Origin of the sequence: Pseudomonas sp. TKO26 (assembly GCF_003225665.1) — a bacterium.
GTDB lineage: Bacteria > Pseudomonadota > Gammaproteobacteria > Pseudomonadales > Pseudomonadaceae > Aquipseudomonas > Aquipseudomonas saponiphila.
The window spans coordinates 265,910-286,223 of the sequence record NZ_QKLN01000001.1 but is presented as its reverse complement, the minus strand read 5'-3'; the positions used below and the strand labels follow the sequence as shown (position 1 = coordinate 286,223).

Sequence of the window (20,314 nt, the reverse complement as noted above, 5' to 3'; positions counted from 1 at the left end):
CGCCGGGCCAGAAAGCTGCCCTGGCCCGGTTCGCCGGCAAGCCGGCTGCTACAGGGTCAGGTGCAGGACGAAGGATTCGTAAGGCCGCAGGTGCAAGTGCTGGCTGCGCGGTTCGTGGTCCGGGTAGTTGCTGATAAGCAGACGCTGTTGCATGCCGGCGTCGATGACCGCTTCCGGCAATTGGACCGAGCACGGCGTGCCGTAGAAGTTGTTCACCACCAGCAGGCGCTCGCCCTCGCCCTCGCGCACATAGGCCCAGACTTGCAGATGCTCGGGCAGCAACTGGCGATAGAGGCCGTGCTGGATCAGCGCCTCCTCGCGGCGCAAGGCGATCAGCCGACGATAGTGATGCAGTACCGAATCCTGGTCGTCGATCTGGGTTGCGACATTGATCTGGCCAGCGTTGGCCGGTATCCCGATCCAGGGCTCGGCGCTGCTGAAACCGGCATTGACCCCGGCATCCCACTGCATCGGCGTGCGTCCGTTGTCCCGGGATTTCTGCTGGATCGCCGCCATGATGGCCTGCGGATCTTCACCGGCCTCGTGTTTGAGGCGGTAGATGTTCAGGGTCTCGACGTCGCGGTACTGCTCGATGCGCTCGAAATGCGGATTGGTCATGCCCAGCTCTTCGCCCTGGTAGACGAAAGGCGTGCCCTGGAGCAGGTGCAGCGCGGTGGCGAGCATCTTCGCCGACACCACCCGATGCTCGCCGTCATCGCCAAAGCGCGAAACCACCCGTGGCTGGTCGTGGTTACACCAAAACAGCGCATTCCAGCCGCCGCCGGCCTGCATGCCGGTTTGCCAATCGGAGAGGATGCGCTTGAGTTCGAGGAAGTCGAAATCGGCCCGCAGCCACTTCTGCTGATTGGGGTAGTCGACCTTCAGGTGATGGAAGTTGAAGGTCATCGACAGCTCCTTCGACTCCGGATGGGAATAGCGGATGCAGTGTTCCAGGCACGTGGAGGACATTTCGCCGACATTCACCAGATCGTGGCCGGCGAACACTTCCCGGTGCATCTCCTGCAGGTACGGGTGGACGTTGGGGCCGTCGGTGTAGAAGCGACGGCCGTCACTCTGATCCTCGGGGAAATCCGCCGGCTTGGAGATCAGGTTGATCACGTCGAGGCGGAAGCCGCCGACACCCTTGTCGCGCCAGAAGCGCATCATCTTGAACACTTCGGCGCGCACCTGGGGGTTGTCCCAGTTGAGGTCGGCCTGGGTGTGATCGAACAGGTGCAGGTAGTACTGCCCGGTCTGGGCCTCGTACTCCCAGGCGGAGCCGCCGAACTTGGATTCCCAGTTGTTGGGCTCATCGCGCCAGATGTAGAAATCCCGATAGGGGTTGTCCAGGCTGCTGCGGGCCTGCTGGAACCAGGCGTGCTCGATGGAGGTGTGGTTGACCACGATATCCAGCATCAGCTTGATCCCGCGCTTGCCGGCTTCGGCGATCAGCAACTCGCAGTCAGCCATGCTGCCGTAGCTGGGATCGATGGCGTAGTAGTCGCTGATGTCATAGCCGTTGTCCCGTTGCGGCGAACGCAGGAACGGCGTCAGCCACAGGCAGTCGACCCCCAGCCAGTGCAGGTAGTCGAGCTTGTCCACCACGCCCAGCAGGTCGCCGGTGGGCTGTCCTTGATGGCTGTGAAAACTCTTCGGATAGATCTGGTAGATCACCGATCGCTGCCAGTCTTGCATGGGGGAATCCTTTGGAAAGTGCGAGGGCGTTCGCCGGCGAGCCGGCGCATGCAGGCCCGGTCAGGCCACTCGGTAGCCGGGGCGGATGATCTTCAGGCTCAGGCCGCAGGTGAGGACAAAAGGCACCACCAGGGCGATGACCATGCCGATGACAAACATCGGGATGTACTGGGGAATGATCGAGATGAACCCCGGCAGCCCGCCGACGCCGATGGCCGAGGCCTGGACCTTGTTCAGCGACAGGAACACGCTGCCCAGGGCCGAGCCGATCAGCGCGGCATAGAAGGGAAACTTGTAGCGCAGGTTGACCCCGAACATCGCCGGTTCGGTGATGCCGAAGTAGGCGGAAATCGCCGAGGTCGAGGCCATGCTGCGGTCACGGGCGTTGCGGCTCATGGTGAACACCGCCAGGGCCGCGCTGCCTTGGGCCAGGTTGGACATGACGATCATCGGCCAGATGAAGGTGCCGCCCTGGGTGGCAATCAGTTGCAGGTCGACCGCCAGGAACATGTGGTGCATGCCGGTGATCACCAGCGGCGCATAGAGCAGGCCGAAGATCGCGCCGCCGAGCATGGGCGCCAGCTCGAACAGGGTGACCACGCCTTCGGTGATGAGGATTCCCAGGTGCCGGGTCACCGGACCGATGATCGCCAGGGCCAGCACGCCGGTGACCACGATGGTGGTGATGGGCACCACCAGCAGGGTGATGGCGTTGGGCACTCGGGCCCGCAGCCATTTTTCGATCACGCTCATCACATAGGCCGCCAGCAGGATCGGCAGGATCTGCCCCTGGTAGCCGACCTTCTCGATTCGGAACAGACCGAAGATGTCGAAGTACGGCAGGCTCTGGCCATCCAGTCCGGCCACCGCCTTGCCGTAGTTCCAGGCGTTGAGCAGGTCGGGGTGGACCAGCATCAGGCCCAGGACGATGCCGAGGATCTCGCTGCCACCAAAGCGCTTGGCCGCCGACCAGCCCACCAGGGCCGGGAGGAACACGAAGGAGGTATTGGCCATCAGGTTGATCAGGCTCCAGAGCCCGTCGAGACCCGGGTAGGCCTCAAGCAGGGTCTTGCCTTCGATGAACATGCCCTTGGCCCCCAGCAGGTTGTTCACCCCCATCAGCAGGCCGGCGATGATCAGCGCCGGCAGGATCGGCATGAACACATCGGAGAACACCCGCACCAGACGCTGCATGGCGTGGGTCTTCTGTGCGCCCTTGTCCTTCACATCGGCAATGGTCGAGGCCGCCAGACCGGTCTGCTGGCGCAAGGCCGCATAGACCTTTTCCACCTCGCCGGGACCGATCACCACCTGAAACAAGCCACCGGTGAAAAACGAGCCCTTGACCAGGTCGATCTGGTTGAGGGTGGCGCTGTCGACCAGGCTCGGGTCCTTGAGGGCCAGGCGCAGGCGGGTCACGCAGTGGGCCGCCTGTTCGAGATTGTCGGCACCACCGAGGCTGTGCAGCAACTCGCTGGCGATCGTTGAATAGTCGTGGCTCATGCTTGTTCTTCCACCTGAGATTTTTGTTATTGGCAGCACGCCGAGGGGCAAATTACTCGTCTGTACGAGTTAAATCAACAACTCGTACAGACGAGTTTGGAATTTTCTTCCGCCAGCGCCCTGCGCCGGGCTGTTTCCGCCAGGGGAAGCCTGATCCGGGCGCATGGACAAATGCCCCGTCCAGCCCTTAAGGTGCCTGCCTTGAGCACAGTCCGGCACAGAGCCATCCCATGAGCAAATACAACCAGATCTACAGTGATCTGCTTGCCAGCATCACCACCGAACGCCTGGAGCGCGGCGCCCGCCTGCCTTCGGAAAGCGAACTGATGGACAGCTACCAAGCCAGCCGTGGCACCGTGCGCAAGGCCATCGAATTGCTGCAGGAGCGCGGTTTCGCGCAGAAGATCCATGGCAAGGGCACCTTCGTGCTCTCGCCCAATCCCATCGAATTCCAGCTGGGCGGCATCGTCAGCTTCCAGGAAACCTATCCGCGCCTGGGGGATGACGTCAGCACCGAGGTGGTGGAGTTCAGCCAGTTCCCCCTGCAAGGCGCGCTGCGCAACCATCTGCAGGCGGAAGAAGGCAGCCTGATCACGCGGATCAAACGCGTGCGACGAATAGACGGCAAGCGGGTGATTCTCGACATCAACCATTTTGTCGCCGAGCTGATTCCGGGGCTGGACCGGCAGATCGCCGAGCATTCGATCTACGCCTACATCGAACAAACCCTGCAACTGAACATCAGCTATGCCCAGCGCACCATCGAGGCCAGCCCACGGAGCAAGGACGACCAGCAGTTGCTCGACCTGGACGGCCAGAGCCACGTGATCGTGGTGAGCAACCAGACCTTTCTCCAGGACGGACGGCAGTTCGAATACACCGAATCACGGCACACCCTGGACAAGTTCTACTTCTCCGACGTGGCCCGGCGCTAAGCCCTGCCCCGTCAGCCCAGCAAGGCCACCAGCTCACCGCTGAGGGGGCCGATGCGCTTGGACTCCTTGGCGGCATTCACCTGCTGCGCCACCCGCGCCACCTCGATCACCGGGTGCTTGAGAGGGTAGCCGCCCTTGCTGTCCAGCCAGCTCAGAACCTCCGCCAGATGCCACAACGAGGTGCTGCCCTCATGGATCGCCAGGGGGAAACTATCGGCGTGACCGAGCATCAGCTTGCGCATGTTCTGCCGTGACACGCCGACGATCTCGGCGATCTCGCTGAGGCCGACGAAATCCGGGCTGGCCTCCACCAGCCGCGCCTCGGGAATGATGTGCTTGATATCCCCCAAGGCACTGAGCAGCGCCGCCTCGGCGCTCTCGGCCTCGCGGCTGAACTCCAGGGCCAGGCGCCCGGCCAGGCCGGTGCCGACCAGGACGTCGGTGCAGCCCGCCGCACCGAGGCGCTCCACCAGTTGCAGCGGATCACAGCCCTCCAGCGGCAGCAGGTAGTTGAGGGTGAACAGGTATTCCATGGTGCTTACTCCTGACGGGCTGCCGGTGCCTTGGCCCCACGCAGCTGGTTCACGGTGCAGTTGTCGATCACCCGGCATAGCGCCCGGGCGTGCTGGGTCGGGTTCTTCGGCGTACGCCAGACACTGGTGATGCAGAACTCGCCACAGCGACACACTTCGTTGTTGTACGGGCAGTAGATCCGGCCCCAGGCATGACCACCACCAACCTCGATACGCCAGCCCTGCCATTCGGCGTAGCGCAGGGCCATTTCAATGTCCTTCTTGGGATGAATTGCACGAGCCATCCGTAGCCTCCAGTATCGTCAGGAGCACAAGGTTGTCAACTGACAACCCAATACAATCCGATCAATGCCACTCAGCGATCATTCGCTGCAAGGACAAAACAGTAGGGGGCGACTTCAAAGGTACACGGCGCCCCGGAGGCTGGACGGGGCAATGTCTTTCCCGGTATTGCGCGAGCGCGAAAAAACCGGGTTTTCCAACACCTGGACATACAAATGGCGATCCACCCATGGTGCGATCGCCATTTGTCTTGCAGCGCAGAGACTTCAGTCGACAAACCGGCTGAGACGCTCAGCCCCCTCTTCCGTCACTCGGGCCATGGCACTGACCACCACTGCGTCGCACCGATCGTGAGCGACCACATTCCAGCCATTGGGCATCACCCGGACATGTGGGTTTCCGGCCTTGGCCAACACCTGAACATTCAATACCTGACCGGCCACCATGGGTTCGGAACGTCCCGCAACACGGTACCCCAATACCTGAGGCGCCTGGATCCGCTGCCTGCCCATGCCATAACCGCAGTATTCAACCACTGCACTGAAGCCCTGGGCGTCCAGTACCTCCTGGATCGCGCTGCCGATGGCCCCCAGCGACTCACCACCGCGCATCTGTCGCAAGCCCTGCTCCAGAGCCTCCTTGGCAGCGCTCAGCAAACGCCGTTGTTCTGTGCTGGCGTCGGGCGTGGCAAAAGTCCAGGACTGCGCCCCATACCCCTTGCGCGATGACACCACGACCTCGACCTTGACCAACGCACTGGCCGGCAAGAGTTTCTCCGAAGGCAGGCAACTGATCAGCTCCGCATTCACCGAGACAGGAACGGCTGCGGGGTATCCCTTGTAGCCCACCAGCGCCGGCAGTAACTGCCGGCTATCAAGCTGCTGCAGCACATGTTCCTGAATCTCCAGGCGCGACACTCCTTCCACCATGAGTGGCTTGAGCGACAGCAGAATGTCCGTCACCTCGGTAGCAAGGCGCCGCTCTTCAGCCACAATCTCCTGCTCCGGCAAGGCGCCGATCAGCGCAAAAGCTTCGCGATTGTCCGCGGCAAAACGATCAAAACGCGACAATGGCTGCGCCGTCTCGCTCGGCAGTTCAGACGCTTCTGCCGACAGGCCCAAGGTTCGCAGCAACTTACCAAACACACTCATCTCAACATCCCTATACGATGACGGCCTCATTGGGCCGCCTAATTCCCTTAACAAAATGGCCCCTGATCTTGCGATCAGGAGCCTTATTAACGGGCCAGAACTTACTCGTCCATTTCAACCAAGACTAACTAACGTGAGACATGGACTGGAGATGTCTACGCCACCGGAGGGCAGTCCACTGAGAGATCATCCCGGCTCCATTATCGACTAGAAAATTTCAGCCGTTAAATAATGGCCTCCAGACAAAAAATCATCCAGGACCATAGAAAACACCATGACGGATAAACAACTTGCCGATGCCACCATTGCCAATGGCGTATTACGACAGATGATGAGTAAAGGCTCTCCCTGCCGTCGGACATTGGCCCGCCTTCATAAAGCCTGCTGGGTGGTTGTCAGCGTACTTCTCATGGCCTGCCAATCGCCACGCGAGACGCTGCAACGACTGGCTCAAGAACACGATCGACAATGGGAGGTCCTGCCGGGACAGGCCTTTCCACTCTTCATCCTTGTGCCGCGTAGTGCAGAAAAAACAACTCGCCTGCGTATCTATCTGGAAGGCGATGGGCATTCCTGGGCGACGACCACTCAACCCAGCCTGGATCCGAGCCCGCACAATCTGTTGGTGCCACGGCTGGCGGTCGACGATCCGACGCCGAACGTGTACCTCGCACGCCCCTGTCAGTTCGTCATGGTCACAGCGTGTCAAACAACACTCTGGACCCATCGACGATTTTCTCAGGAAGTACTCGACCGTCTCAATCAGGCGCTGGACCAATTAAAACAGCGATATGGCAACAGTGAGTTCGAGCTAGTGGGGTATTCTGGGGGCGCTACTCTCGCATTATTGTTAGCGGTGCAGCGCAACGATGTTACCCAAGTGCAAACCATAGCCGGCAATCTCAGTCCACGTATGTGGGCCGCGATGAAAGGGCTGTCGCCACTCGACGGATCATTGGAGCCGCTGGACTACCGCAATCGACTCGCCTTATTACCCCAGCGTCATTTCATCGGAGACGCTGACTTGATCATTCCGGGTAATTTAGCTGATAAGTACCAAGAGGCGCTTGGTTCGCCCCTCTCCCAGTGCGTTCATATACCAGAAGCAAGCCACGACAGAGGATGGGAAGCGACATGGAGTCGATGGAGCAAAACTCCGATGGCACATGAGAATCCTTAGATTAAGTACAGGCACTTCCGCTTAAAACATCCGAAGATGTCCTTACATTTAGTACCTGACCCGCAGGCGATCGCAATAGCGACTCTAAAGTTTCGATTACTGCTGAATAATCCAGTAAAGCTTCAGAAAAAACTGAAACTTCGCATTTTTATGCTTTTTTCGGCATCAACTATTTTCGTGATGAATTTCCCAACCAGCATCGTGTAAATTCGGGCGCGCTTGAATCAGAACATCACTGACAAGCTGGCAGGGATGCCGAAAAACAGACGCTGACGCGCACGTTTTCCCCTGTCAGTTTCTGCCCTGTAAGGATACTGCCTTGAACATTTCACACCTGCGCCGCTCGTTGTTGGCGCTGTCCGTCGCGACTGCCACTGCCACAGTCCATGCCGCACCTGACCTGAACTACGACCTAAGCGCCGGCCCATACGTCAGCTCCGGCGATGTTTTCAACAACGCCACCTTTAGCGGAACATCTCAGAACGCGGGAGTGAAGCTAACCAACGTGACGCTGGCGGGTAGCTTGGTCAATCAGGGCACAATCAACCTGACGGCCGCGAACCCCAGTGACATACCGTCCGCCATCGCCATGATCCGTAGCTCCACCGTTGCTGGCGGTCTGGTCAATCATGGTGATATTACGGTGAGCGGCACTGGTGCCATGGGGCTGGATCTGTATCTGACGAATATCACTGGTGAAGTCAGCAACAACGGCAACATCACGGTAACTGGCGAGGATGCCAATGGCATGATGATCACCTCGGCCCTGGCGCGCATCAATAACTCGGGCACTATCACCGCTAACGGCACCGACTCTGCAGGTATTGAGATTGAAAACGCCCGCTTTACCGGTCAAGGCACGGGCACTCCCATCAAGACTAATGTCAACAATAGCGGGACTATCTCAGCCGAAGGGGTAGGCATCCACTTTGTAAGCCTCGACACATCCAGCGGCGTTAACCTCTTCACCATCACGCAGACAGGTGGCCTGATCCAAGGCGGTACCGCAGCAATTCTAGCGAACGACAATGCATCGCCTTCGTATTTTTACTGGCAAGGGGGGCAAGTAAAGGGTGACCTGCTGGGCCTGAGTAGCGTGCTGGTGCGAGGAAACGCGATGTTCGATGGCTCGACCATCCGCGCCAGTTTCGTCGATATCGACGGTGGCCGCCTAACTCTGCTCCGCCCGCAGACCACGATTGTGGGCGACCTCGACATGGATAGCGAAACTGCTCGCTTGCGCCTGCTGCTGGATAACAACACGCTGCCCAACACGCCGATCTTGAAAGTCACCGGCAATACCTTCTTCTTTCCAGGCAGCCAGATCGAACTGCAGGCTCGCTCCGACGACTTCCGCACATCGGCCCAGGGCACCCGCTACACCCTCATCAACTCTGGCACTTGGGAAGATCCGCAGAACCTGTCCGTGGTTTCCTCCTCGGCACTGCTTGAGGTGAAGAACTTCGGTATTGAAGGCCAGGACGTGAAAGCACTGGTTGCCACCCGCAATGATGAGGTGATCACGCAAGATCTGCTAGGTGCCCGTGGTTCGCGCAATGCGGTGAACGCTATCAAGCCGTTCAAGAACACGATCATGGGCCAAATGGACGAAAGCGACCCGGTATTCCAGCGTTTCGCCAACGCCGCCACCCGTGAAGAGTTGGCCAAACTTGCCGAAACCCTAATCCCAGATGTCCACCGTGGGGTGATCAACGCTGCCACCAACAGCCAAAATTTGGTCACGAGCGCCATCAATCGCCGCGCAAGCAAAGCTCGCAGCGGACTGTCCTCCGGTGACGTCCTTGCAGAAAAAGGCGTATGGATACAAGCGCTGTCCAGCGATGCCGAGCAGGACAGTCGTCACGGCATCGACGGCTACGACGCCAACACCAACGGCATAGCCGTGGGTGCCGACGGCAAGCTCAACGCCGATACCACCGTGGGCCTGGCTTACAGCTACCTGACCAGCGACGTCAAATCCGACCTGGGCAACAAAACCGACGTCAGCGGCCATGCGCTGACCCTGTACGGCAACTGGGCCCGTGACAACTTCTTTGTCGACACCTCGCTGATGTATGGCTGGAACGAAAACGAATCCAAACGCTATATCGCCGGTACACGGGCCAAGGCCGACTACGACAGCGAGATCTTCGGCGTCAACGCACTGGCAGGCTACACGTTCCAGCTCGACAAGCAGTGGCTGCTGGAACCACAGATTGGTGCGCGCTATGCCAATGTATCGATGGATTCGTATCGTGAAAAAGGTAGCTCAGTCGCCCTCAACGTAGGCAGCCAGCGCTATGAAATCGGCGAAATGGGCCTGGGTGCTCGCCTGGCGGCCGCGTTTGACGTAGGCGTGGGCAGCCTGGAACCGGAAGCCAAGCTGATGGCATGGCATGACTTCATCGGCGACAAGGTCGGCACCACCTCCACCTTCGTGCTCGGCGGCACCCCATTCACCACTCGAGGCGCCACACCGGCGCGCGACAGCTACGAGCTAGGCGTGGGCGCGAACTACCGAGTGGGCGCGTGGAGCGTGGGAGGCACATACAACTACTTGACCAGCAATGGTTTCGACGCCGACACCTTCAGTGCGAACGTGCGTTACGACTTCTGATCAACGCCTTCGCCTCAAACAACAAAACCCGCATTGGCGGGTTTTGTTGTTTGAGGCTGACGGTGAAACACCTGAGCGTCTGGCGATCTCACCTGCCTAACTGAATACCACTGTGACCATAGACTTCATCAGAGCGCTCCAGTTTCCAATCAGTGCCAATAGAGATGGCCACCAAACTACGCCCCTTAGTTATTCCGATTTTCATCTTAGGAAAAGTTTTGGAATTCCCAACAAGCCCGTCTCAATGTTTTTATTCGGAGCAATTGTTTTAAAAGGCTAAGTTCGCTGCGAGTGGGGGACTCGTGTGAACTTCCACTCTTTCGTTACTGAACATCTGCCTGCGTCTTCTTCCAGGAGTCGAGCGCCTGAACCTGCTTTAGCCATCGCTGGAGGTTGGGCCGACCTTCTATTGGTAGTTTGGCGCTGTGTTGGTCGGCCAAGGGGGCGGCAATCGCGAGATCGGCCAGTGACAAACCGGTGTCGCAAATCCACTCGCGATCTCCAAGGTGTTCATCAAGGATCTTCGCTGCATCGAGGAAAAGGCTCTCGCCACGAGCAACCTCAAGCGGATCCGCCGGGCCGATCCCGATCATTTTTTTGATCGAGTTTTCCCAATTCAGTATCGCCACACCCGGCATGAAATATTGCCCACACCAGAAAAGCCAGCGATTGATATCCGCGCGACTCCGTGGGCTGATGGGATAAATTGTTTGATCAGCAACCATATCCGCCAAGTACTGCATGATTGCATATGACTCCCAGAGTACGAACCCGTCATGCTCTAGCACCGGAACCCGATGATTCGGATTTAGCTTCAAAAATTCAGGAGAGTTTTGCTGGCCCTTGACTAGATCGACGAGTACGAGATCGAGTTGGATCCCGAGGCATTGGGCCGTCATCAGAACTCGGCGCGAGCAGGTCGAAATGGGATGGTAATAAAGACGCATGACGTAAACTCCTTAGTTAGTGAACAACACGGTCATTGTCGCCCTGCATGCTGACAGAAAGTGGCAGTAGTGATGCAGGTGTACGGCCGCTTGTCCTCTCATGGGCGCGGACGCCAAGAGAAAACTTTCCATGAAATATCCACCCCGCATTGCCGAGTAACTTGGCCTACAGGCTCACCCAACGGTTGATGGCGAATTCTTTGATTTACTGTCAATTTATAACAGCATCTTATTAAGATCACGGCACTTCAGAAACGCTCATGTCACGCACCGAAAGATTATTCGATCTGCTTCAAACCCTACGCGGGCATCACTTTCCAGTGGCTGGCAGTCATTTGGCAAAGGAGCTGGGGGTAAGCCTCCGTACGCTGTACAGAGATATTGCAACCCTTCAAGGACAAGGGGCCAACATTGAAGGAGAGCCGGGGCTTGGCTACGTTTTACGCCCTGGCTTTATGCTTCCGCCATTGATGTTTACCGAGGAAGAAATTGAAGCCCTTGTCTTGGGCTCTCGCTGGGTATCGGAGCGTGCTGACCTACAACTGAGTAGTGCGGCAAAGGGAGCGCTATCGAAAATAGCGTCTGTTTTGCCCCAAGACTTGCGAACGTCACTGGATACTAATTCATTGATGGTCGGAAAAAGTAACCACGCCGAAAGAGAGGCAATCGACCTGTCTAATATTCGAAAGGCCATTCGAATTGAGCATAAGATACAGATCCAGTATCTCGACCTGAAGGGTAGTCGTTCCGAGAGAACCATTTGGCCAGTTGCACTAGGTTACTTTGACCATGTTCGAATGCTCGCCGGATGGTGTGAACTCAGACAAGAGTTCCGTCACTTTAGAACAGACCGCATTTCTGCTTTGACAATCAGTCTCGTGCGCTATCCGCGTCGCCGGCAGGTTTTGCTTAAAGAATGGCGCGAGGCGGACATTTTTCAGCGACATCGAAGCCCACCCCAGCACTTGTCTTAGCCCGCGCTACTTGGCGTTTTATGAGGCATCCAATTGTCTGACCTCTGTCGAATCGATGTGAAAGCTTCGTGGTATTCAGTGACGATAGTGTTAAGTGACCTGGGAAAAAGCCACGCAAGGTGCATTGGGCGGACGCTTACTGTCATGGCGACCGCTTGCCACATCAATAAGGCGCCTGGCGATGCGCGACGCTGCCAGGATTGACCAGCCCCAGAAAGCCAAAAGCCCGCAATTACGCGGGCTTCAGGGTGTTTCTTGCTAGAGAGTACCGGTCAATACCGGACGCCCAATCATTCCCACTCAATCGTTGCCGGCGGCTTGCTCGACACGTCGTAGGTGACGCGGGAGATGCCTTCGATTTCGTTGATGATCCGGCCGCTGACGGTTTCCAGCAGCTCGTAAGGCAGGTGCGCCCAACGCGCGGTCATGAAGTCGATGGTTTCCACGGCGCGCAGGGCCACGACCCAGGCGTAACGACGACCGTCGCCCACCACGCCCACCGATTTCACCGGCTGGAACACCACGAATGCCTGGCTGACCTTGTGGTACCAGTCGGCCTTGCGCAGTTCTTCGATGAAGATGTGGTCGGCGCGACGCAGCAGGTCGGCGTATTCCTTCTTAACCTCACCGAGGATGCGCACGCCTAGGCCCGGGCCCGGGAACGGGTGACGGTAGACCATGTCGTACGGCAGGCCCAGCTCCAAGCCCAGACGGCGGACTTCGTCCTTGAACAGCTCGCGCAGCGGCTCGACCAGCTTGAGGTTCATTTCTTCCGGCAGGCCGCCCACGTTGTGGTGCGACTTGATCACGTGGGCCTTGCCGCTTTTCGCGCCAGCCGACTCGATCACGTCCGGGTAGATGGTGCCCTGGGCCAGGTACTTGATGTTTTCCAGCTTGCAGGACTCGGCATCGAACACGTCGATGAAGGTGCGGCCGATGATCTTGCGCTTCTTCTCCGGGTCGGACTCACCGGCCAGGTTGCTGAGGAACTGCTCCTCGGCATTGGCACGGATCACCTTGACGCCCATGTTCTCGGCGAACATGGCCATCACTTGCTCGCCTTCGTGCAGGCGCAGCAGGCCGTTGTCGACGAAGACGCAGGTCAGCTGGTCGCCGATGGCCTTGTGCAGCAGGGCCGCCACCACCGAGGAGTCGACCCCACCGGACAGGCCCAACAGAACGTTGTCGGTGCCGACCTGGGCGCGGATCTGGGCAATGGCGTCTTCGGCGATCTTCGACGGGGTCCACAGCGCTTCGCAGCCGCAGATGTCGAGGATGAAGCGCGACAGGATGCGACCGCCCTGCTTGGTGTGGGTCACTTCCGGGTGGAACTGCACGCCGTAGTAGCGCAGGTCGTCGTTGAACATGCCGGCAATCGGGCAGCTCGGGGTGCTGGCCAGGATGTGGAAGTCCTTGGGCATCTTGGTGACCTTGTCACCGTGGCTCATCCACACATCAAGACCGAACAGGCCATCGGCGTCGACGTGATCTTCGATGCCGTCCAGCAGGCGGCTCTTGCCCACCACGTCAACCCGGGCGTAACCGAATTCGCGCAGGTCGGAACCTTCGACCTTGCCGCCCATTTGCTCGGCCATGGTCTGCATGCCATAGCAGATGCCGAAGACCGGAACACCCAGGTCGAACACTGCTTGCGGGCAGCGAGGGCTGTTGGCTTCGTGCACGGACTCGGGACCGCCGGCGAGGATGACGCCCTTGGGCGCGAATTCGCGGATCGCTGCGTCGTCCATGTCGAACGGATGCAGTTCGCAGTAAACCCCGATCTCGCGCACGCGGCGGGCGATCAGTTGGGTGTACTGGGAACCGAAGTCGAGGATCAGGATACGGTGGGCGTGAATGTCGAGGGCCATGGTCAGTCTCGTCTAATTTCAGAAACGACACGGGGCTGAAAAACACAGCCCCGGTTACTAAATTCGTCAATCGCCCCCAGGCCTGGACCTGGAGGCGATCACTATCAACCTACGCGATAGTTTGGCGCTTCCTTGGTGATCTGCACGTCGTGGACGTGGGATTCAGCCATGCCGGCGCCGGTGATGCGGACAAACTCCGGCTTGGTGCGCATTTCTTCGATGTTGGCGCTACCGGTGTAGCCCATGGAAGAACGCAGGCCACCCATCAGTTGATGGATGATCGCGGTCAGGGTGCCCTTGTACGGCACGCGACCTTCGATGCCTTCCGGCACCAGCTTCTCGGCACCTGCGGAGGAGTCCTGAAAGTAGCGGTCGGAAGAGCCCTGAGCCTGGGACATGGCGCCCAGGGAACCCATGCCACGGTAGGCCTTGTAGGAACGGCCCTGGAACAGTTCGATCTCGCCCGGAGCCTCTTCGGTACCGGCGAACATCGAACCCATCATCACGCAAGACGCACCGGCCACGATGGCCTTGGACAGGTCACCGGAGAAGCGGATGCCGCCGTCGGCGATCAGCGGAACGCCAGTACCGACCAGCGCCGCTGCAACATTGGCGATCGCGCTGATTTGCGGCACGCCCACACCGGCAACGATACGGGTGGTGCAGATCGAGCCAGGGCCGATACCGACCTTGACGGCGTCGGCACCGGCTTCGACCAGAGCCTTGGCGGCAGCGCCGGTGGCGATGTTGCCGCCGATCACCTGCACTTCTGGGAAGTTCTCCTTGACCCAGCGAACGCGGTCGATCACACCTTTGGAGTGACCGTGGGCGGTGTCCACCACCACCACGTCGACACCCGCGTTGACCAGCGCAGCAACGCGATCGCCAGTGTCTTTACCCGTACCGACCGCAGCGCCGACACGCAGGCGCCCCTGGTCGTCCTTGCTGGCCAGTGGGTAAGCCTTGGCTTTCTCGATGTCGTTGACGGTCATCATGCCCTTGAGGGTGAAGGCGTCGTCGACGATCAGTACGCGCTCGATGCGGTGCTTGTGCAGCAGTTCACGGACGGCGGTCTTGTCGGCGCCTTCCTTGACGGTGACCAGACGCTCTTTAGGCGTCATCACTTCACGGACGCTGACTTCCAGGCGGCTTTCGAAACGCACGTCGCGGGAAGTCACGATGCCCACCAGATCGCCGTTGTGCAGCACGGGCACGCCGGAGATGTTGTGCATGTTGGTCAGATCGAGCAGGTCACGCACGGTGGCGTCGGCTTCGATGGTGATGGGGTCTTTGACCACACCGGCTTCGAAACGCTTGACCTTGCGCACTTCGGCAGCTTGCTGCTCGATGGTCATGTTCTTGTGGATGATGCCGATACCACCTTCCTGAGCCATGGCGATTGCCAGACGGGCTTCAGTGACGGTGTCCATGGCGGCGGAAACCAGTGGAATATTCAGCTCGATGCCACGGGTCAAACGGGTCTTTAGACTGACTTCATTCGGCAGTACTTCGGAATAACCGGGCACTAGGAGAATGTCGTCGAAGGTGAGGGCTTCTTGGCTGATACGCAGCATCGCGGGGGCTCCCGGGCGGGAAAATGGAAGCGCGCCATTATACTCAGACACCTACCCGGGCTCAATGTAAAACTCTGGCTAATATCGCCGGAGTGATAGATGGGGACATCCTCCCCCTACAACTCGACCTTCACCCAACTCACCGGCTGATCCAGCCAGTCGGCGAACTCGTCGATAAAACTCTGTTTGAACCCCGCCTCGGCCCAGTTATTGAAGATAAAACCCAAGTTGGAAAAACCACACTCCTGAAGGAACAGGAAACCGTTGATGTCATCTTCATGACCGCATTCAGGGCAAATGAAGTTATCGGTACGACCGGGCATCCACTCTTCCAGGCTTTCGAACAGCGCCTCGCCGATTTCCTGTCGGCATTCGGCGCAGCCGGCTTCTTCGAGAAAGCCCTTGGCCGGGGTATAGATGCAGCGCTTGGTAATGATCTCCAGGCCGTTGATCGGCTCGCCAAAAGGCAGCGCCTCCGGACGCAGCACCACCTCCCGTGCCCCCGGCGCAATCGCATGGCCCATGCGGTTGCCGGTGCGCCCGCAAGTGCTCAGGGTTTCCTCGACAATGTTCTTGCGCACCAGCCAGCGCACGATGGCCCGGGCCCGGGGTTCATGCACCGGCAGGGTGGAAATTTTCGGGACGAGGATGCTTTGCGAGTTCATGGATAAGCCTGAAACGTGCTGGGACAGTACGAACGCGTTCGCCGGCAAGCCGGCTCCTACCGTCAATTGTAGGAGCCGGCTTGCCGGCGAATGAATATGCAGGCCCGCAGCTTAATCCCTGAACCCCGCAGGTCAAGTACTCAGGTAGCGCCCGATCAAGGCCACGCCACTGGCCAGCACCAGCCAGGTCACCAAACGTACAAAAGCCTCCCGAGACAACCTCATGGTCAAGCGCCGGCCCACCCACAAGCCCAACGCCATCGACGGCAACAAACACCCAGCCAACAGCAACAGCGGCAACTCGGCATACACCCCGGCCAGGGCGAACAGGCTCAGACGCACCACGGTGCTGCAACTGATCAAGGCACTCTGGGTAGCCCGTGCCGGGTCCTTGGGCAAACGGCTGTTCAGGTAAATGGCATATAGAAAGCCGCCACTGCCGAACAATGCGCCAAACATTCCCCCCACGACTCCCATCGGCACTGCCCAGCCGGCCGCCAGTTGAGTCGGACGCAACTTCACCCACAAGCTGTATATGGCGTAGGCACTGATAAACAGCCCCATTAATAGAAGCAGCAGATCGGACTTGAGGTTGAGCAGGAAAATCACCCCCAAGGTGCAGCCCAACGCCATGCAGGGCAGCAGGCGCAACAGCTCCGGCCTGGCCACGTCCTTTCGCGACGGCAACAGGTTGCCGAAAGCCGCGACAAAATCGAGCAGCACCAACAGCGGCACAATCTTCGACAACGGCATGAACAGGATCAGCACCGGTCCCGCCACCAGCGCCGTGCCGAAACCGGCAATGCCAAACACGATGTACGCCAGCGCGATGCCCAGGCCGACCGCCAACCAGGCACCCGGGCCAAACGACCACTGATTCAACCCCTCGATGATCACGCTCATCACTGCGACTTCCCCAACTAGATCAGCAAAGACTTTAGCCAGCGGCGAGCCTTGCGACTAATATCGTCAATGCCTACAACCCATCGCAAAAAGGCATGCCTTGTGATTTCAACTCGTCAACTGCGCTACTTCGTGGAAATTGCCGAGAGCGGTAGCTTCAGCGCTGCAGCAGAACGCCTGTTCGTTGCCCAGTCAGCCCTCAGCCGACAGATCAAGGAACTGGAAGGCCAGCTGCAAACCCCACTGTTCCAACGTACCGCCCGCCAGCCTCGGCTGACCGCCGCTGGTGAAGCCTTCCTGCCCAAGGCCCGCAACTTGCTGAGCGAACTGCACAAGGCCGCGGAACTGGCCAGCCAGGTCGGCCAGGGGCAACTGGGTACGCTGCGCCTCAGTCATTCAAGCACCGTGCCCATGAGCGGTCGTCTGCTGCGGGGCATCAGCCAGTATCTGCAAGCGTGCCCCGGAGCTTCGATGGACATCGTCAAGCTGTCATCCGAGGCGCAGTTGCAAGAACTCGCCGAAGGCCGCCTGGATGCCGGCCTGCTACGCCTGCCGGTACTGCGCCAACGGGAGGGAGTGCAAATCGTGCCCTTGTTCAGTGAACCCCTGCTGCTGGCCGTGCCGCCGCAGCATCCCCTGGCCCTTGATCCACCGGCCCAGGGGGTGGCGCTGGCGCAACTGCGCGATGAAGCCTTTATCTCCATCCCCCATCCCCAGCGTGGGGGCTTGAGCTATCTGTCGGCCGAGCTGTGCATGCGCCAGGGCTTCTTTCCCAAGGCTGCGCGGGTGATGTCACGCAAGACCACCCAGTTGCAGTTGATCCAGGCCGGTTTCGGCGTTGCCCTGCTGCCCGAATCGATGCAGGACATCGCCCCGTCCAGTGTGCGTTTCCTGCCTCTGGCCGATAGCGATTGCCAGAGCTGCGTCGCCCTCGCCTTTCGGCAAGACCCTACGCCGCTGGTGGCGCAGTTTGTCGAACAACTGCGCAATCATTGGCAATCGAATTGCGTTGTTCCATGGACTGACAGCCCCTTAAACTGCGCCCCATGATTAAAGATCCCTTTGCACGACTCGGCCTGGACCGCGAGGTCCTCACTGTCACCCAGCTCAACGGCCGCGCCCGGGTGCTGCTCGAAGACGTGTTCAGCAACATCTGGGTCGAAGGCGAGATCTCCAACCTCGCTCGCCCGGCTTCCGGCCATGTCTACTTCACCCTCAAGGACAGCGGCGCCCAGGTGCGTTGCGCGCTGTTCCGGCAGAATGCCGCGCGGGTCCGCCAGGCGCTGAAGGACGGCCTGGCGGTCAAGGTCCGGGGCAAGGTTTCGCTGTTCGAAGGGCGCGGCGACTATCAGCTGATCCTCGACACCGTGGAGCCAGCCGGTGACGGCGCCCTGCGCCTGGCCTTCGATGCACTCAAGGAAAAGCTCAGCGCCGAAGGCCTGTTCAGCGCCGAACGCAAGGTGCCGCTGCCAGCTCATCCGCAACGCATCGGCATCATCAGCTCGCCTACCGGCGCGGTGATTCGCGACATCATCAGCGTGTTCCGCCGCCGGGCACCGCAGGTTGTACTGACACTGATCCCCACGGCCGTGCAGGGCCGCGAGGCCACAGCGCAGATCGTCCGCGCCCTGCAACTGGCCGATGCCCGGGGCTTCGACGCGCTGATCCTGGCCCGTGGTGGCGGCTCGCTGGAAGACCTCTGGTGCTTCAACGAAGAAGCCGTGGCCCGGGCAGTGGATGCCTGCGTGACGCCGATCGTCAGCGCCGTCGGCCATGAAACCGACGTCTCCATCAGTGATTTCGTGGCCGATGTCCGCGCGCCCACGCCTTCCGCCGCCGCCGAATTGCTGGCCCCGGACTCCAGCGACCTGCAACGCCGGGTCGAGAGCCTGCAGCGGCGCCTGGTGATGCGCATGCGCGACCGCCTGATGCGCGACCGCTTGCGCCTGGATGGCCTGGCCAGGCGTCTGCGCCATCCCGGCGAACGCCTGCGCCAGCAAGCACAACGCCTGGACGACCTGGACATGCGCCTGCGCCGGGCCTTCGAACGCAGCCTCAACACCCGTCGCGAACGCTTGATCCGCCTGGAAACCCGTCTCGGTGCCCAGCACCCAGGTCGACAATTGGCGCTGCTGCGCCAGCGTCTGGACAGCCTGGCCACACGGCTGCCCCGCGCCATGCGCGAAGGCCTCAAGGCTCGCCGCCTGCAATTGCACAGCCAGATGCAGACCCTGCATGTGGTCAGCCCCCTGGCCACCTTGGGCCGCGGCTACAGCATCCTGCTGGACGATCGTGGCCAGGCCATTCGCAATGCCGCCCAGACCCGCAATGGCCAGCGCCTCACCGCCCGCCTGGGCGAAGGCGAGTTGCAAGTGCGGGTCGAAGACAACCACCTGACGCCTGTCACCCTTTCTCTACTGGATTGATCCATGCCGCGTTTTCTCTGCTCCCTGTTGCTGCTGTGCCTGGCCTTCAACGCTCACGCCGACAGCTACATCACCCGCCTGTTGAACAAACCTGTGCCCGGTGGCGTCGCGGTGGTCAACCTGGGTAATGCCGCCCAGGCGCCCAAGGCCAGCTACCAGGGCAAGCCGGTGCTGGTGGTCAAGGAACAGAACGACTGGCTGGCGATCGTCGGCATCCCGCTGACGGTCAAGCCCGGTCCTCAGCAAATCAACGCCGGTAACCGCAGCCTGAATTTCCTGGTGGGCAGCAAGAAATACCCCGAGCAGCACATCACCTTGAAGAACCAGCGTCAGGTCAATCCGAACCCCGCAGACTTGAAACGCATCGATGGCGAACTGGCGGAGCAGATCCGCGCCTACCGCAGCTTCAGCCCCAACACCCCGAGCAACCTGCTGCTGGACAAGCCGGTTAACGGACCGCTGTCGAGCAAGTTCGGCGTGCGGCGTTTCTTCAACGGCGAAGAGCGCAATCCTCACGCCGGGCTGGACTTCGCCGTACCGGCAGGCACGCCGATCAAGACCCCGGCGGCGGGCAAGGTGATCCTGATCGGCAACTACTTTTTCAACGGCAATACGGTGTTCGTCGACCACGGCCAGGGCTTTATCAGCATGTTCTGCCACATGTCGAAAATCGATGTGAAGGCCGGCCAGTCGCTGGCTCGCGGGGCAGTAGTGGGCAAGGTCGGATCGACCGGACGCGCCACGGGTCCACATATGCACTGGAACGTCAGCCTGAACGATGCGCGGGTCGATCCGGCAATCTTTATCGGGGCGTTTCAGCCCTGATTCCAAGCCTTTACCGCCGACAGACCGGCCACAACGAGGATTGCGCAGGCCAGAATGACCGCGCAATCCTTAGTATTCTTTTAAAGAATAGGCAGCATAAAATCTCGATATAGCTTCCATTTCGAGTATTCCTCTCAATTTTTTTCGACTGCTTGCCATCTCTCATCCCAGTGGTTAGGGTTGAGCGCATGAAAACCTCTCACACCCTCATTCAGCGTCGTCAACACCGGAGCCTC

At 59.8% G+C, this 20,314-nt stretch carries 17 protein-coding genes; 7 read left to right on the top strand and 10 right to left on the bottom strand.

The window, feature by feature from the left end; genetic code table 11:
* Positions 1–48 precede the first annotated feature (48 nt).
* Both treC and treP read right to left on the bottom strand, forming a co-directional pair.
* The gene (treC, locus tag DNK59_RS01460) at positions 49–1,695 is read right to left on the bottom strand and encodes an alpha,alpha-phosphotrehalase (protein WP_110722050.1); all 1,647 of its coding nucleotides are present in this window, start codon (positions 1,693–1,695) and stop codon (positions 49–51) included.
* 60 nt (positions 1,696–1,755) lie between these two features.
* The gene (gene treP / locus DNK59_RS01455) at positions 1,756–3,198 is read right to left on the bottom strand and encodes a PTS system trehalose-specific EIIBC component (RefSeq protein ID WP_092310834.1); all 1,443 of its coding nucleotides are present in this window, start codon (positions 3,196–3,198) and stop codon (positions 1,756–1,758) included.
* Between the two features lie 230 nt (positions 3,199–3,428).
* On the opposite strand from treP, the gene treR reads away from it, so the two are divergent.
* Positions 3,429–4,133: a trehalose operon repressor gene (gene treR, locus DNK59_RS01450; protein WP_092310832.1), complete on the top strand. Its 705-nt coding sequence runs from the start codon at positions 3,429–3,431 to the stop codon at positions 4,131–4,133.
* An 11-nt stretch (positions 4,134–4,144) separates the two neighbouring features.
* Here treR and DNK59_RS01445 read toward each other — a convergent pair whose 3' ends face one another.
* From DNK59_RS01445 to DNK59_RS01435, 3 genes are all read right to left on the bottom strand, one after another.
* Positions 4,145–4,666, bottom strand: coding sequence for an AlpA family transcriptional regulator (locus tag DNK59_RS01445; RefSeq protein WP_092310829.1), 522 nt, complete (start codon positions 4,664–4,666; stop codon positions 4,145–4,147).
* Between the two features lie 5 nt (positions 4,667–4,671).
* Positions 4,672–4,950 (bottom strand): hypothetical protein, encoded by a 279-nt coding sequence (locus tag DNK59_RS01440; RefSeq protein ID WP_092310826.1) that lies wholly within the window; start codon positions 4,948–4,950, stop codon positions 4,672–4,674.
* 264 nt (positions 4,951–5,214) lie between these two features.
* Positions 5,215–6,099 carry a M24 family metallopeptidase gene (locus DNK59_RS01435; protein WP_158288737.1) on the bottom strand — a complete coding sequence of 295 codons (885 nt, stop codon included), beginning with the start codon at positions 6,097–6,099 and terminating at the stop codon, positions 5,215–5,217.
* 331 nt (positions 6,100–6,430) lie between these two features.
* Here DNK59_RS01435 and DNK59_RS01430 point away from each other — a divergent pair, with 331 nt between their 5' ends.
* Positions 6,431–7,279: an alpha/beta hydrolase gene (locus tag DNK59_RS01430; RefSeq protein ID WP_110722240.1), complete on the top strand. Its 849-nt coding sequence runs from the start codon at positions 6,431–6,433 to the stop codon at positions 7,277–7,279.
* 319 nt (positions 7,280–7,598) lie between these two features.
* The gene (locus DNK59_RS01425; protein ID WP_110722048.1) at positions 7,599–9,896 is read left to right on the top strand and encodes an autotransporter outer membrane beta-barrel domain-containing protein; all 2,298 of its coding nucleotides are present in this window, start codon (positions 7,599–7,601) and stop codon (positions 9,894–9,896) included.
* Between the two features lie 323 nt (positions 9,897–10,219).
* Here the strand turns inward: DNK59_RS01425 and DNK59_RS01420 are convergent, their stop codons facing one another.
* The gene (locus DNK59_RS01420; RefSeq protein ID WP_110722047.1) at positions 10,220–10,843 is read right to left on the bottom strand and encodes a glutathione S-transferase family protein; all 624 of its coding nucleotides are present in this window, start codon (positions 10,841–10,843) and stop codon (positions 10,220–10,222) included.
* Positions 10,844–11,103: 260 nt separating this feature from the next.
* Here DNK59_RS01420 and DNK59_RS01415 point away from each other — a divergent pair, with 260 nt between their 5' ends.
* Entirely contained in the window at positions 11,104–11,817 is a 714-nt protein-coding gene (locus DNK59_RS01415; protein ID WP_110722046.1) for a YafY family protein, read from the top strand.
* 290 nt (positions 11,818–12,107) lie between these two features.
* On the opposite strand, the gene guaA is transcribed toward DNK59_RS01415, so the two are convergent.
* The 4 genes from guaA to DNK59_RS01395 form a co-directional block, all read right to left on the bottom strand.
* Positions 12,108–13,685: a glutamine-hydrolyzing GMP synthase gene (gene guaA / locus DNK59_RS01410; protein ID WP_092310815.1), complete on the bottom strand. Its 1,578-nt coding sequence runs from the start codon at positions 13,683–13,685 to the stop codon at positions 12,108–12,110.
* 104 nt (positions 13,686–13,789) lie between these two features.
* Positions 13,790–15,259 (bottom strand): IMP dehydrogenase, encoded by a 1,470-nt coding sequence (gene guaB / locus DNK59_RS01405; protein WP_092310812.1) that lies wholly within the window; start codon positions 15,257–15,259, stop codon positions 13,790–13,792.
* Positions 15,260–15,375: 116 nt separating this feature from the next.
* Positions 15,376–15,924, bottom strand: coding sequence for a sugar ABC transporter ATPase (locus tag DNK59_RS01400; protein ID WP_092310809.1), 549 nt, complete (start codon positions 15,922–15,924; stop codon positions 15,376–15,378).
* A 132-nt stretch (positions 15,925–16,056) separates the two neighbouring features.
* Positions 16,057–16,827: a sulfite exporter TauE/SafE family protein gene (locus DNK59_RS01395; RefSeq protein WP_110722045.1), complete on the bottom strand. Its 771-nt coding sequence runs from the start codon at positions 16,825–16,827 to the stop codon at positions 16,057–16,059.
* A 102-nt stretch (positions 16,828–16,929) separates the two neighbouring features.
* On the opposite strand from DNK59_RS01395, the gene DNK59_RS01390 reads away from it, so the two are divergent.
* From DNK59_RS01390 to DNK59_RS01380, 3 genes are read left to right on the top strand one after another with little or no spacing between them, the layout of a single operon-like run.
* Positions 16,930–17,877 carry a LysR family transcriptional regulator gene (locus DNK59_RS01390; RefSeq protein ID WP_110722044.1) on the top strand — a complete coding sequence of 316 codons (948 nt, stop codon included), beginning with the start codon at positions 16,930–16,932 and terminating at the stop codon, positions 17,875–17,877.
* Complete coding sequence (gene xseA / locus DNK59_RS01385; RefSeq protein WP_092310801.1) at positions 17,874–19,253, top strand: exodeoxyribonuclease VII large subunit; 1,380 nt, start codon at positions 17,874–17,876, stop codon at positions 19,251–19,253. The genes DNK59_RS01390 and xseA overlap by 4 nt, the downstream gene beginning before the upstream one ends.
* A gap of 3 nt (positions 19,254–19,256) precedes the next feature.
* Positions 19,257–20,078 (top strand): peptidoglycan DD-metalloendopeptidase family protein, encoded by an 822-nt coding sequence (locus DNK59_RS01380; RefSeq protein WP_110722043.1) that lies wholly within the window; start codon positions 19,257–19,259, stop codon positions 20,076–20,078.
* Positions 20,079–20,314 lie beyond the last annotated feature (236 nt).